We start from the raw sequence: 14,152 nt of genomic DNA, 5'->3' as shown, positions 1-14,152 counted from the left end.
ATGCAAAGATATATAAAGTTTCATGGTTTAATACCTTAAAAATGGCTAAAAATTGGTAAATTTGGTATATAATAAATGAAAATATGGGAACAATTAAATTACAAAATATTCGCACGTATTCTTATCACGGATGCTTAATTGAGGAAGGAAAAATAGGCTCAGACTACCGCGTAGATTTAGAGATAAAAACTGATTTACGTAAATCGTCTCAAACGGATGATTTAGCCGATACCGTTGATTATGTGCATCTAAACAAAATTGTGGTGGAAGAAATGGCGATTCGCTCTAAATTATTAGAACATGTTGCCCAACGCATTATCACTAGATGTTTTGCTGAAATTCCTTCAATTTCTCGAATAAAATTAGCGGTTTCTAAATTAAATCCTCCTATTGGTGGTGATGTAGAAGCGGTTACAATTGAAATGGAAGAGTTTAGAAATTAACTCTTCCATTTGTTTTTTAATCTATTTTATATACTCTTTTCTTGTATAAATTGCTCGATGCCACAATATGAGCAAGTGCGTCTTTAGCTAATTCTTCATTCAAAGCAATAGGAACTAATTGAGTATCACTTTTTACTTTGAACTGTAATGGTTTTGCATTTGGATTTAAGATAACAATATCATCTTCTACTCTAAAAGCATAGGTTTCATGGAATAACATAATGGTTCTTCCTTTTGTTCCTTTAGGTAATTTTAATAAATTTCTGCCTGGCATTGGGGTTTTGGTGGTAATTCCAGATAAAGCTAAAACAGTTGATGGAATATCCATTTGACTAGCTAAATTATCATAGGTAATTCCTTTCTCTACATTTGGTGCAATGATTAAAGCAGGAATATGAAATTTATTTACTGGAACTAAGCTTTTACCATACGTTCTAGTGTTATGATCGGCAATAACAACAAAAATTGTGTTCTTATAATAGGCTTCTTTTTTAGCTAATTCAAAGAATTTTCCAATTGAAAAATCAGCATATTTCATAGCGTTATTAACCGTATTTTTCTTTTTATCATAAAGCTTAATTCTTCCTTCTGGGAACTCAAAAGGTTCATGATTTGAAGTTGAAAATAACAAAGAAAAGAAAGGTTTATTACCTAAATTTTTAAAATAATCATTCGCTTTTACAGCTAAATCTTCATCACAATAACCCCAAGTTCCTTTCATGGCATGTTTTTTTCCATCGCAATCAAAATCAGTTTCATCAATGATGTTTTTAAAACCATTCCCATTAAAAAAAGAAGCCATATTATCAAAATTTGACATTCCTCCATAAATGAAACTCGTATCATAATTTTGACATCCGAAAGCATCTGCCAACGTAAAAAATCCTTGTTGTGAACCGCTAAGTTTGACTACACTTTCAGTAGGATTAGGTAAAAATCCAGAAGTAACTTGTTCAATTCCTCTAACACTTCTTGTTCCCGTACAATATAATTTGGTAAACAATATTCCTTCTTTTGATAATTTATCAAACTCTGGAGTCAATTTTAAACCGTTTAGACATCCTACATATTCAGCTCCTAAACTTTCTTCTAAAAGAATAACCACGTTGTGTTTTGGTTGCGCAACATCAGGTTTTTGAAGATGTAAAAAAGGAACTTCACTTGGAATAAATTCCGTAACATCCATGTATTTTTTTACACGAGTATATGCTTCTAATTCGTCCATTTTACCGTACTTTTTAACATCACCTTCATTCTTCATTGAATACGCTGCAAAAGCTACTGTGTAAAACGAATTTAATCCTAATGAGTTCGTCATTTGATCGGAACAAAATATGGCATTACTAGCGTTTATTGGACGTTTAGAAGTTAAACTTCCTCTAGCTCCAAAAAACAATAAAAAAGCAACAAATGGAAATAAAAGTAACTTGATTTTATACTTACTTTCGATGGGATAAAATACTTTTTTTCCATACTTAAAAGCAAAAAACAAAGCAATTACTGATAAAATTATAGTGATAATTAATGAAGGTAAATAGCTTTTTAATAGTGTTCCAACAACTTCTTTTGGATAAATTAAATAATCTAAAAATAAGCGATTTGGACGTGTATCGTATTGATTGATAAAATCTAAGGTTGCTAATTCCATTAAAAGAATTAGAAATAAGAAGAAAATAAAATAGAAATTGAAAAACTTCTTTATTTTATATAAAATATGGCTTGGTAAAAACGTAATTAAAACAAAGGGAAGAAAACTTAAATAACAAAGCAGAATAAGATCAAAACGAAGTCCAATACTGAATAATTCAACATAACTTGGATTTTCAACAACTCTTTTATTAAAAATAAGAAACAAGAAAAATCTGTTTAATGATAAAATCAGTAATCCTATGGTGATAAAGTTAAAAACAGGACGTAAAAAATTAATTTTTTTCATCTAATTATCTATTGATTTCATTTCAAAGGTATTAGAAACGAATATCGTAGATAAAAAAAGGCGCTTAATATTTACTTAATATTTTTTTTGGTTTCGAAGAAATAAAATGTAAATTTGCAGTCCGTTCAACTAATGGCGTCGTGGCCGAGCGGCTAGGCAGCGGTCTGCAAAACCGTCTACCCCGGTTCGAATCCGGGCGATGCCTCTAAAACCTTCAAGGAAACTTGGAGGTTTTTTTATGGGATAATTTTAAAAGCTATTGGTCGTGGATTTTTAATAAAACCATCAAATCCAGAATATTTTCCTTTTATCTGGTTTATTAAAATTATATCTTTTTTTCTTGCCTTTTTAATTAATTCTAGCGCTTCGGGTGTTATTTTATTTCCAATTATAACAATTGTTGGATAACTTCCTACTTTCAAATTAAATTGAGAAACTTCACAAGTTATAAAAAAGCAATCGATAAATTTTACTCCAATTTCAGCATCTATCAGCTCTTCTATTTTAAATTCTAAAGAAGATCTAAAAGTCGAATAATCACCATTGATTGTTGTTTGATGCATAGGAATGTTTAATACCCTAAAAACATGTTCTTCAACAACTTTAGAACCATCAAAATTTTCTATTTCAATAAATACTTTTGTTTCATTTCCAGAACCTGGAAGAAGAACTTAACTGCCATCCTCTTTTTTTAAAACTCCTTTTCCTGAAATAACATACGATTTAGCATTATTTACTGCAATTGATATAGGATTTTCAACACCACGATAAACTACGTTCATTTTATCTAAAGCAACTACGCTTTTTGCAGCTGGAATAGTGTCTTGAGCATAACTATGAAAACTAATTATAAATAGGAATAATAGAAGCTTTTTCATAGTATGAAGTTTTAAAATTATTCAGTAACTGTTGTATCAGGTAACAACTTATTCGTTATCATTTCTTTTTCTTTTGGGAAGAAACCTTGAAGGATAAAAAACAATCCAAAAATTAAAATTACTACACTAATTACACGCTTGATTTTGTAAATGTTGATTGGTGTTAATCGGTTTTTTAGTTGTTTGGCTAATAGAATTTTTGCTACATCAAAAGCTAAATAAAAGAATAAAATAGCAGCAAAAAAGATGGAAATTCGTGAAGTGTTCATTTCCATTTGAGGTCCGTAGGTGATGATAATCATCATCCAAAAACCTAGAACTCCAATGTTAATGAAATTCAATAAAAAACCTTTGAAGAATAAAGCAAAATAGTTCTTTTTAGGAATGTTATCATCGTCTTGTTCTATTACTTGTTGCTTTTGGAAATTTCGTTTTAGCATAATGAACGAAATCAATCCGTAAGCCAACATAATAATGCCACCAATAACAAACAAAGTAGGATTATCTTTTAATTGTTCTAAAAGTTGATTGGTACTTAAATACGCAATTAAAATAAAGATAATATCACCAAAAACAATTCCTAAATCAAAAACAAAAGCTGCTCTAAAACCTTTGGTAATACTGGTTTCAAGTAAAACAAAAAAACCAGGACCAATTGAAAAAGCTAACAAAAGTCCCCAAGGAATTGCGGTAAGTATATCTTGTAAAATCAAGTGTTCAGTATTCAGTTATTAGTGTTCAGTGCATTTAATAAAAAACGAATTTACGAAAAAAATCTGCCAACTAAAAGCTGAACACTGATTACTATTATTTAGCTTGTTCAATAGTTCCACCAGCAATTGTTTTCTGATTGATTTGTTTTGGTTTCCCATAAATAGTGATTTCACCACCAGCTCTTGTTTTAGCGTCCACAAAATCAGTTGCATATACATTTGCCATTCCACCAGCATTTACGGTTACTACAGTTTGTTGTGTTTTACAATCTTGGCCATCATATTTTCCTCCTGAATTCGATACAATATCTTGGTTTTTAACTGTTCCTTTTGTGGTTACAATACTTCCTTGCGAAACACGAATTTGTAATCTATCGGCTTGTAAATTATTTAATTTTATCTCAGAACCTTCTTTACAAATAATATCAAAATTAATGGCAGAAATTTCATGTTTAGATGCTATTCTACTTCCTTCATTAGCTTCAACTGCATCAATTTTTTTGAAGTAAACCGTAGCCGAAACGTCGTCACCACTTAACATTTTAGTTAAAGGCATTCTAATTTTTAATTCACCATTTTTGTTTACTAATTCTACTTCTTGAGAATTAGCGCCTTTTAAAACAACTTTATTTTCAGTTGAAGCTACTAAGTTGACATCAATTTTATCAAAAGCGGTTACTTTAGTAAAATCACCAACGTTTTTTTCGGTTTGTGCTATTCCAAATGAAAAGATGGAACAAGTTATAAAGGTTAAAAATGTGTTTTTCATGATAATATATAATAAATTAAAAAAGGAATAACTAATATTAATAATACTTGAATAATAAATAATGAACTCTCATTTTTAATAGTTTTCCTCATTAGAAAATCAATTAAAAGTAAAACAATTGAAAAAGATAAAGAACCAAGTAATAAAGAAGCAGCCATTCCATGAGCACTTTCATCAGGTTTAATTGTAAGTATATTAAATAAAGTTATCAGAAATATACTAATTGCAATTACATTGAATAATGAAATATTTCTTTTTATAAATTCAATTATTTTCATCTTATTATGAGATTTCTCCTTACGTCGAAATGACAACTTTGTGTCTAACTATTCACTAATTACTTTTCACTTATCACTAAAATTACTCTCTCTTTCTCAAATAATGAAAATCCAATTGTTTCTTCACTAAATCGGCATTTTTTACTTTAACGTAAACTTCATCGCCTAATTGTATGATGTTTTTAGAAACTTCACCTACTAAAGCATATTGTTTGTCATCAAACGTGTAATAATCATCTCTAATTTCACGAATTCTAACCATTCCTTCGCATTTGTTTTCGATGATTTCTACATAAATTCCCCATTCCGTAACACCAGAAACTACACCTAAAAACTCTTGATCTTTATGATCTTGCATGTATTTTACTTGCATGTATTTCACAGAATCGCGTTCGGCTTGAGCGGCTAAAGCTTCCATTTGTGAAGAATGCACACATTTTTCTTCGTATTCTTCTTCACTTACACTTTTTCCACCATCTATGTAATATTGTAACAAACGGTGTGCCATAACATCTGGATAACGACGAATTGGCGATGTAAAATGACTGTAATAATCAAAAGCTAATCCGTAGTGACCAATATTTTCAGTCGAATATGCTGCTTTACTCATACTTCGAATAGTAAGTGTATCTACTAAATTTTGTTCTTTTTTACCTTGAACTTCATTTAATAAATTATTTAACGAATTTGAAATGTCTTTTTTAGATTTAAAATTTATAGAATATCCAAACTTAGCAATCACGGTTTGAAGATTGATTAATTTATCTTCATTAGGTTCATCGTGAATTCTGTAAATGAAAGTTTTCTTTTGTTTTCCAATGAATTCCGCTACTTTTCTATTCGCTAATAACATGAATTCTTCAATCAAATGATTCGCATCTTTACTTTGTTTGAAGTAAACACCAATTGGTTCAGCCTCTTCATTTAAATTGAATTTTACTTCTACTTTATCAAACGAAATTGCTCCGGCTGCCATTCTTTTTCTACGAAGAATTTTTGCTAATTCATCCATTTTTAAAGTAGCATCAACAATTGGTTTTGGAACGATATATTCGCTTCCAGTTAATGAAATTTCGGCTGGAATAACGTCTGATTTAGTTTCAATGATACTCTGAGCTTCTTCATACGCAAAACGTTGATCAGAATACGTTACTGTTCTTCCAAACCATGCATCTAATACTTCTGCTTTATTATTCAATTGAAAAACAGCTGAAAATGTATATTTTTCTTCATGTGGACGAAGTGAACAAGCAAAGTTGGATAACACTTCTGGTAACATTGGAACAACTCTATCAACTAAATACACCGAAGTTGCTCTTTTATAAGCTTCATCATCTAAAATAGTTCCTTCTTGTAAATAATGCGAAACATCGGCAATATGAACTCCAATTTCGTAATTTCCATTTTCTAAAACCTGAAACGATAACGCATCATCAAAATCTTTTGCATCTTTCGGGTCAATCGTAAAGGTTAAAACATCACGCATATCGCGACGATTTTTAATTTCTTCTTCTGTGATTGAAGTATCAATTTTATTAGCGTAAGCTTCTACTTCAATTGGAAAATCATACGGTAAACCGTATTCAGCTAAAATCGCGTGAATTTCGGTGTTATGTTCGCCTGGTTTTCCTAATACTTTTATTACCGAACCAAAAGGAGAATCGGCTTTTTTAGGCCAATCTTCTAAAGTTACTAAAACAACATCTCCGTGTTCTGCATCACCAATTTTATTTTTTGGAATGAAAATATCGGTATACATTTTAGCATTGGCAGTAGTTACGAAAGCAAAGTTTTTTTGCACATCAATAACCCCAACAAACTCTGATTTTTTTCGTTCTAAAATTTCTAAAACTTCAGCTTCCGGCTTACGAGAACTTCTTCTGTTGTAAATATACGCTTTTACTTTATCACCATCTAATGCATGATTCAAGTTAATAAACGGAACAAAAACATCGTCTTCTAATTCGTCACAAACAAAATATCCTGTTTTACGAGACGTCATATCAATAACTCCTTCATAATATTCTGCTTTGGAAATAATTTGATATTTTCCAATTTCAGTTTCGTGAATTTTATCTTGTGCTTTAAGTATTTTTAAATCTCTAATTATTTCGTTTCGGCTTTTGGTATCGCTTAACTCTAAAACAGCAGCTATTTGCTTGTAATTAAAAGATTTAGAAGGTTCTCTTGAAAGTATTTTAAATATTTGTGCAGTAAAATCTTTTGGTTTATTTCCTAATTTTTTTGGTTTCTTACTCATTGTATCATTTCTAATTAATGCTGAAAGTTACGAAATTGTTATAAGTAATTGGTAAGAGAGGCTCAGTTTTAATGAAAAAATAACTTTTCGTATATTTGTGAAATAACGAAAAATGTAAAAGATATGAATGATTTTGTAGTAGTTGCTATTTTTAACAACCAGAAAGAAACCATGAAATTAAGAAGTGTATTGGAACGAAAAAAAATTCCATACATTATTCAAGATGAAACTGTAGTATCGGTTGATCCATTGCAAAGTATTGGTTTTGGAAACATTACTTTGAAAGTTGAAGAAAAAAATGTTGAACAAGTAAAAAAAATACTTGTCGATTTAAAAAAAGAAAAATTAATTGTTTAATAAAAATTAAGGATTTACTTTTTGTGAATCCTTTTTTATTTCATCACATGGAAAACTTTATAACCGTTGCTGTTTTTAACTACCAACACGAAACTTTAATTATTAAAAATTTATTAGAGCAAGAAGGAATTGCTTACTTTTTTGAAAACGAAACTATCGTTGGAATTGATCCCTTCGCTACAATTGCTTACGGCGGAATTAAATTAAAAGTACATCCAAACGATGAAGCAACCGTAAAAGAAATTCTTAAAAAACTAAACGAAGACGATCATTTAAAAATTGTTTAATTTTTTAAAAGCTGAAAGTTTTCAACATATATTAAAAACAACAAAAAATATTTTTAATTAAATTTAAATTTATGATGGTTATTATAGCGTGTTAATATGTGGAATAAGTTTTTTTATAGAAGTAGTTTTTAAAAGTTATCGTTACTTATACAACGTAATTAACAATTTTAAAAAATAGTAAAGAACTGAAAATAAGAACTTATAAATTCTTTATTTCATAGTTATCAACAGTTGTTGAAATTTGATTTTATATTTGTTTTGTAAATAACTTCAATTGTTGATTTCTGTTGAAAACTGATTTTTTTCTATTGATAACTTTTCTAAAAAATCGTGAAACTAAATTAGGATTTTTAATTCCGGTTTTGGATTACAATTTTTTAATCAACATCCAAAAAAAACTTCTTATTTTCTATCTAAAGTTGTTAACAATTATTGTTAAATTAAGGTTAACTGATTATCAACGATTTACGATAAGTAATTAACATATGATAAAAATCATAGTAGAAAATTGAATACTTTGTTGATTTTTAATGAAATAGATTAAAATTTCATATTGTTTCGTTGGTTTTTAAAATCTTCTTTCAAAAGTTCAAAATCTATTTTCCCTTTTGTTTTTTTAAGGTGTTCTAAAATAACAAAACTGCGTTCTATTTTTAAGTTAGAACTTTTAATTCGGTTAATAATATGAATAAGAGTTCGTTGAGCTCCAGGAGTTAGTTTATGAAATATAATACTTCCTTCAGGATCGTTATATAATACTTCTTCCATTTCCTCTGAAATAGGCATTCCATATTTGGATTCATCGGGTTCAAGCTCTACTAAAATTAAGTCACCAACTGATATTTTAGCCTCTTTTAAAACCTCTTTATTTAATAAAATATAATGAAAGTTTCCTTTTGGAGCCATTGCTCTACTAACCGTAATTTCATTATTTAAATTACATTTTACGCGTTTATCGGTTGTGATTTTTAATAGTTCTTGATAAATAGCTTCAGGAATTTCAATATAAGGTCCGTGACCCAAATTGTTTTCGTCGAAATACTTAATTTTTGCTTGAAATTTCATTTCTTCATTATTTATACACAAAGCTAATTTAATATAAAACAACAAATGATTACTTTTGTAAAATATAAATAACAACACAACACACAACATGAAAATTTCAATTGGAAACGACCACGCTGGTCCAGATTATAAAAAAGCTATTGTTCAATATTTAGAAGAAAAAGGACATACCATTTTTAATCACGGAACCGATACTTTTGATAGTGTTGATTACCCTGATTTTGGTCATCCAGTAGCCTACGATGTGGAATCAAAAAAAGCTGATTTAGGAATTGTAATCTGCGGTTCAGGAAATGGAATTGCAATGACCGCTAACAAACACCAAGATATTCGTTGTGCACTTTGTTGGACAAAAGAAATCGCTGCTTTAGCGCGTCAACATAATGATGCTAATATCATTAGTATTCCAGCTCGTTACACTTCTATTCAACAAGCTATAGAAATGGTAGATACGTTTTTGAATACTCCATTTGAAGGCGGAAGACACGGAAATCGTGTAAAAAAAATCGCTTGTAAATAATCCAAAATTTAAAATCAATTCAAATGGAACTTCTAAAAATAGATTTGAATTGTATTAAAAACACTTATAAAAAACGACCATGTGATTCTCACAAAGGAACACATGGTCATGCTTTGTTAATTGCAGGTAGTTCAGACAAAATGGGAGCTGCGATTATTGCTTCAAAAGCTTGTTTACGTTCAGGTGTTGGATTGTTAACCGTTGCTTTTTATCCTGAAAACAAAAATGTTCTTTTCAATTCGATTCCAGAAGCTATGTATGCTAATTTTTGTGTGATGGACGATTCATCGCCTTATAATGCTATCGGAATTGGTCCCGGAATTGGAGTTAATGAAATCAGCCTGCAATACATTTACGAATTATACGAAAACAAACTTCCCGTTGTTTTTGATGCCGATGCTTTAAATTTAATTGCGAAATATAAAATCGATTGGAATAATTTTAATTTTCCATTTGTTCTAACACCACATCCAAAAGAATTTGACCGATTATTTGGCGAACATGACTCTGAATCTGAAAGAAGAAATACAGCCATCAAAAAAGCTAAAGAACTAAATTGTGTCATCGTTTTAAAAGGACACAAAACTTTTATTACTGATGGAATTCACATTTTTGAAAATACTACAGGAAATTCAGGTTTAGCAAAAGGTGGTTCTGGTGATGCGTTAACCGGAATGATTACTTCATTTTTAGCACAAGGTTATACTACTTTAGAAGCGGCTAAATTAGGTGTTTATCTTCACGGATTAGCAGCTGATATTACACTTCAATCGCAAAGTGAAGAAAGTATGTTGATAACCGATGTAATTGAAAATATCGGATTAGCTTTTAAAAGTTTGAATTCCGAAATACAATAAAACAATCTGAAGAATCACAATAGCGTAGAAACTCAAAATAAAAGAAAATTTATTGGTTTTGTGTTTAAAAAGATACATGCTTAAAATCCCACCAATAGCAGTTAATAAAAGCAAATGGAATTCTGAAATGCGTCTTTTATTGTTTTTAGCTTGCCTTTTATCGTAGCCAAATACTAAAAATGTTATAATATTAATAACAATACAAAAGTACATTAAGGCTTCATTCATTTTAATATATTTTTATAAAATTAAAAAATTGAATTAACGAATCAATTAAATACTTTGTAAACTTTGCGAAAACCTTTGCATCTTTGCGTTAAATAAAAATAAAATGACCCACATTCAATTCATTCAAAACCAAACCAACATTGCCCCAAAAAGCATTGAAGCTACTATAAAATTACTTTCTGAAGATTGTACGATTCCGTTTATTTCGCGTTACCGAAAAGATCAAACTGGAAATTTAGATGAGGTACAAATCGAAGCCATTTCGAAATTAAACAAACAATTTGATGAAATCATCAAGCGAAAAGAAAGCATTCTAAAATCGATTGAAGAGCAAAATGCGCTTTCACCAGAATTGAAATCCAAAATTGAAAATAGTTTCGATTTACAAGAATTGGAAGATTTCTATTTACCTTATAAAAAGAAGAAAAAAACCAAAGCCGATGTCGCTCGTGAAAACGGATTAGAACCGTTAGCAAAAATCATTATGAGTCAAAAAAATGATGATATCGAGTTTTTAGCTTCCAAATATTTGAATGCGAATGTAAAAAACGAAGACGAAGCTTTACAAGGCGCTCGCGATATTATTGCGGAATGGATTAACGAAAATATCTTTATTCGTAAAAATCTTCGTCGTATGTTCCAAAGAAAAGCTGAAATCACCACGAAGGTTGTAAAAACTAAAAAAGACGACGAAGCGGCTCAAAAATTCTCTCAATATTTCGATTGGTCAGAACCTATTTCCAAAGCACCATCGCACCGTTTATTAGCTATGTTACGTGCTGAAGCGGAAGGTTTTGTGAAATTGAATGTCGCAATCGAAAAAGAGGAAGCTATTGATTTTATCGAAGAAAATATCATCAAAAATAAAAATTCGGATGCAACAGAGCATTTAGAATTAGCCATTAAAGATAGTTACAAACGATTGTTAGAACCTGCTATTTCAAACGAAACCTTACAAGAAGCAAAAGCAAAAGCTGATATCAAAGCGATTGACGTATTTTCCGAAAATTTACGTCAGTTGTTGTTAGCTCCACCATTAGGTGAAAAACGAATTTTAGCCATCGACCCAGGTTACAGAACCGGTTGTAAAGTTGTGTGTTTGGATGAAAAAGGCGATTTATTAAACAACGAGACCATTTATCCACACGCACCACAAAACGATACCGCTATGGCGATGAAAAAAATCCGTTCGATGGTGAATGCGTACAATATTGAAGCCATTTCTATCGGAAACGGAACGGCTTCTCGTGAAACTGAATTTTTCATTAAAAAAATCGCTTTTGATAAACCCGTTCAAGTATTTGTAGTTTCGGAAGCGGGAGCATCGGTGTATTCTGCGAGTAAAATTGCGAGAGAAGAATTTCCAAATTATGATGTAACCGTTCGTGGTTCGGTTTCTATTGGAAGACGACTTTCTGACCCGTTAGCAGAATTGGTAAAAATCGATCCGAAATCTATTGGTGTTGGGCAATATCAGCACGATGTGGACCAAACCAAATTACAATCTGCTTTAGATAGTACGGTAATGAGTTGTGTGAATTCTGTTGGGATTAACATCAATACAGCAAGTAAATCGTTGTTGAGTTATGTTTCAGGAATTGGTGAAAAAATGGCGGAAAATATTGTAGGATATCGTTCAGAAAACGGACCTTTTGAAGATAGAAAACAATTGAAAAAAGTACCTCGTTTAGGAGAAAAAGCGTACCAACAAGCAGCCGCTTTCATTAGAATCCGTGATGGGAAAAATCCGTTGGATAATTCGGCTGTGCATCCAGAAGCGTATCCTATTGTGGAAAAAATGGCAAAAGATTTGGGAATCAAAACCAATGAATTGATTGCCAATAAAGAAAAAATCGCTCAAATAAAACCAGAAAATTACATCACGGCAGAAATCGGAATTTTAACCTTAAAAGATATTTTAAAAGAGCTAGAAAAACCAGGTTTAGACCCAAGAAAAGCGGCTAAAATTTTCGAATTTGACCCAAATGTTCGCTCTATTTCTGATTTAAAAACAGGTATGATTTTACCCGGAATTGTAAATAATATTACCGCTTTTGGATGTTTCGTTGATTTAGGAATCAAAGAAAGTGGTTTGGTTCACATTTCGCAACTGAAAGAAGGTTATGTTTCCGATGTAAACGAAGTGGTAAAAATGCACCAACACGTGCAAGTAAAAGTCGTTGAGGTGGATGAAGCTAGAAAGAGAATTCAGTTGACGATGATTTTATAATTCCCCTCTTTTAGAGGGGTGCCCGAAAGGGCGGGGTGTCAAAAAAAATCCCAAACTTCAGATTCTGAAACAAGTTCAGAATGACAAAAAGTTTGGGATTTTAAATATTGAAAAGAAAAACTATTCTTTTTCTTTCGTTTCTTCTTCTTTTTTAGAATTAGCAGGTTGATCGTCTTTTGCTGCGTTTTTGAACTCTTTAATACCAGTTCCAATTCCTTTCATTAATTCTGGAATTTTTTTACCACCAAAAAGTAAAACCACAATGGCAATAATAAGGATTACTTGCATTGGACCAATTACTCCTAAAAATATAGCTAGTGCATTCATTTGTTCTATAATTTAAAGTACAAAGATATAAAGAAATTAACAAATGATTATTTTTTAACGATTAATTATATAAATCGAAATTAGAAACCCGTTGTATTTAGTATATTTGTGTAATTAATATGTTTTAAAAATGGCTAATAAAAGGCTAAAAAGACAACTTTTATTAAGAAAATTATTCAACAAGAGAAGGTTAGTTATTCTTAACGAAGATACTTTTGAAGAAACTTTTTCATTAAAATTAAATTTAATGAATGTCTTTGTTGTGGCAACGGTTGGTGCTATTTTAATCATTTTTGTAACTACTTATATTATTGCTTTTACGCCTTTGCGCGAATATATTCCAGGTTATGCTTCTTCCAAATTGAAACAAGAAGCATTGGAAATGGCTATAAAATCAGATTCTCTTGAAAAATCGGTGAAAATCAATAATGCTTATATCGCTTCCATAAAAAAAGTACTTACCGGCGATTTAGAATATGCTAAATTGAATAAAGATTCTATCAAAGCCTTAAATGACGCTGAACTCGATTTATCTGAACTTGCTCCAACTGAAAAAGAAAAAGAATTAAGAGACCAAGTAATTAAAGAAGATAAATATAACGTTTTTGAATCTTCAAAACCTAAAGTAAGTTTTGTATTGTTTCCGCCAGCTCAAGGAAGTATTTTACAAAAATACAATGCAGGAAATAAACATTTAGCCGTTACCATTGCGCTTACGAATAATACACCAATCAAAGCCGTAGCAGCTGGAACCATCATTTTTTCGGATTGGACACCAAGTTCAGGTTACGTGGTGATTGTTCGTCATAAAGATGATATTTTATCGGTGTATAAAAATGCGGCTTCGGTAACTAAAAAGCAAGGAAACACAGTGAAATCAGGAGAAGTTATTGCTCTTGCTGGAAATGCAAATACAGTTCAAAATTCGGGTGCAACCTTACATTTTGAATTATGGAAAGATGGTTTTCCAATCGATCCAACTCAATTTATCAATTTCAATTAAC

At 30.6% G+C, this 14,152-nt stretch carries 16 protein-coding genes and 1 tRNA gene; 8 read left to right on the top strand and 9 right to left on the bottom strand.

Annotated features, from left to right (window positions below; translation table 11 throughout):
• Positions 1-83 precede the first annotated feature (83 nt).
• Positions 84-443 carry a dihydroneopterin aldolase gene (gene folB, locus B0I03_RS05800; RefSeq protein WP_111566519.1) on the top strand — a complete coding sequence of 120 codons (360 nt, stop codon included), beginning with the start codon at positions 84-86 and terminating at the stop codon, positions 441-443.
• A gap of 16 nt (positions 444-459) precedes the next feature.
• On the opposite strand, the gene B0I03_RS05795 is transcribed toward folB, so the two are convergent.
• Positions 460-2,379, bottom strand: coding sequence for an LTA synthase family protein (locus B0I03_RS05795; RefSeq protein WP_111566518.1), 1,920 nt, complete (start codon positions 2,377-2,379; stop codon positions 460-462).
• A gap of 134 nt (positions 2,380-2,513) precedes the next feature.
• Here B0I03_RS05795 and B0I03_RS05790 point away from each other — a divergent pair.
• Positions 2,514-2,584, top strand: a tRNA-Cys gene (locus tag B0I03_RS05790).
• Between the two features lie 31 nt (positions 2,585-2,615).
• On the opposite strand, the gene B0I03_RS13350 is transcribed toward B0I03_RS05790, so the two are convergent.
• The 5 genes from B0I03_RS13350 to rnr form a co-directional block, all read right to left on the bottom strand.
• On the bottom strand, positions 2,616-2,942 hold the full coding sequence (locus tag B0I03_RS13350) for a GldM family protein (protein WP_394338064.1): 327 nt from the start codon (positions 2,940-2,942) through the stop codon (positions 2,616-2,618).
• Positions 2,943-3,050: 108 nt separating this feature from the next.
• The gene (locus tag B0I03_RS13345) at positions 3,051-3,257 is read right to left on the bottom strand and encodes a hypothetical protein (RefSeq protein ID WP_394338063.1); all 207 of its coding nucleotides are present in this window, start codon (positions 3,255-3,257) and stop codon (positions 3,051-3,053) included.
• 17 nt (positions 3,258-3,274) lie between these two features.
• Positions 3,275-3,967: a LysE family translocator gene (locus tag B0I03_RS05780; RefSeq protein ID WP_111566705.1), complete on the bottom strand. Its 693-nt coding sequence runs from the start codon at positions 3,965-3,967 to the stop codon at positions 3,275-3,277.
• A gap of 97 nt (positions 3,968-4,064) precedes the next feature.
• On the bottom strand, positions 4,065-4,739 hold the full coding sequence (locus B0I03_RS05775) for a head GIN domain-containing protein (protein ID WP_111566517.1): 675 nt from the start codon (positions 4,737-4,739) through the stop codon (positions 4,065-4,067).
• 360 nt (positions 4,740-5,099) lie between these two features.
• Positions 5,100-7,277: a ribonuclease R gene (rnr, locus tag B0I03_RS05765; protein WP_111566515.1), complete on the bottom strand. Its 2,178-nt coding sequence runs from the start codon at positions 7,275-7,277 to the stop codon at positions 5,100-5,102.
• 123 nt (positions 7,278-7,400) lie between these two features.
• On the opposite strand from rnr, the gene B0I03_RS05760 reads away from it, so the two are divergent.
• Together B0I03_RS05760 and B0I03_RS05755 are read left to right on the top strand one after the other, a co-directional pair.
• Positions 7,401-7,634 (top strand): DUF2007 domain-containing protein, encoded by a 234-nt coding sequence (locus tag B0I03_RS05760; RefSeq protein ID WP_111566514.1) that lies wholly within the window; start codon positions 7,401-7,403, stop codon positions 7,632-7,634.
• 47 nt (positions 7,635-7,681) lie between these two features.
• On the top strand, positions 7,682-7,921 hold the full coding sequence (locus B0I03_RS05755; RefSeq protein ID WP_111566513.1) for a DUF2007 domain-containing protein: 240 nt from the start codon (positions 7,682-7,684) through the stop codon (positions 7,919-7,921).
• A 540-nt stretch (positions 7,922-8,461) separates the two neighbouring features.
• On the opposite strand, the gene B0I03_RS05750 is transcribed toward B0I03_RS05755, so the two are convergent.
• Positions 8,462-8,986: a DUF1905 domain-containing protein gene (locus B0I03_RS05750; RefSeq protein ID WP_181452352.1), complete on the bottom strand. Its 525-nt coding sequence runs from the start codon at positions 8,984-8,986 to the stop codon at positions 8,462-8,464.
• Between the two features lie 88 nt (positions 8,987-9,074).
• Here B0I03_RS05750 and rpiB point away from each other — a divergent pair, with 88 nt between their 5' ends.
• Complete coding sequence (rpiB, locus tag B0I03_RS05745; protein WP_111566511.1) at positions 9,075-9,506, top strand: ribose 5-phosphate isomerase B; 432 nt, start codon at positions 9,075-9,077, stop codon at positions 9,504-9,506.
• Positions 9,507-9,529: 23 nt separating this feature from the next.
• Positions 9,530-10,363, top strand: coding sequence for an NAD(P)H-hydrate dehydratase (locus B0I03_RS05740; RefSeq protein WP_111566510.1), 834 nt, complete (start codon positions 9,530-9,532; stop codon positions 10,361-10,363).
• On the opposite strand, the gene B0I03_RS05735 is transcribed toward B0I03_RS05740, so the two are convergent.
• Entirely contained in the window at positions 10,328-10,576 is a 249-nt protein-coding gene (locus B0I03_RS05735; protein WP_245902961.1) for a DUF1294 domain-containing protein, read from the bottom strand. The genes B0I03_RS05740 and B0I03_RS05735 overlap by 36 nt on opposite strands.
• 118 nt (positions 10,577-10,694) lie before the next feature.
• Here B0I03_RS05735 and B0I03_RS05730 point away from each other — a divergent pair, with 118 nt between their 5' ends.
• Positions 10,695-12,821 carry a Tex family protein gene (locus B0I03_RS05730; RefSeq protein WP_111566508.1) on the top strand — a complete coding sequence of 709 codons (2,127 nt, stop codon included), beginning with the start codon at positions 10,695-10,697 and terminating at the stop codon, positions 12,819-12,821.
• Between the two features lie 120 nt (positions 12,822-12,941).
• Here B0I03_RS05730 and B0I03_RS05725 read toward each other — a convergent pair whose 3' ends face one another.
• Positions 12,942-13,148 carry a Sec-independent protein translocase subunit TatA/TatB gene (locus B0I03_RS05725; RefSeq protein WP_111566507.1) on the bottom strand — a complete coding sequence of 69 codons (207 nt, stop codon included), beginning with the start codon at positions 13,146-13,148 and terminating at the stop codon, positions 12,942-12,944.
• Between the two features lie 130 nt (positions 13,149-13,278).
• On the opposite strand from B0I03_RS05725, the gene B0I03_RS05720 reads away from it, so the two are divergent.
• The gene (locus B0I03_RS05720; protein ID WP_111566506.1) at positions 13,279-14,151 is read left to right on the top strand and encodes a murein hydrolase activator EnvC family protein; all 873 of its coding nucleotides are present in this window, start codon (positions 13,279-13,281) and stop codon (positions 14,149-14,151) included.
• The last annotated feature ends 1 nt before the right edge of the window (position 14,152 follow it).

It is taken from the genome of Flavobacterium aquaticum (assembly GCF_003259835.1).
Lineage (GTDB): Bacteria > Bacteroidota > Bacteroidia > Flavobacteriales > Flavobacteriaceae > Flavobacterium > Flavobacterium aquaticum.
The sequence above is the reverse complement of the archived record's forward strand: the minus strand, read 5'-3'. Positions and strand labels throughout refer to the sequence as shown.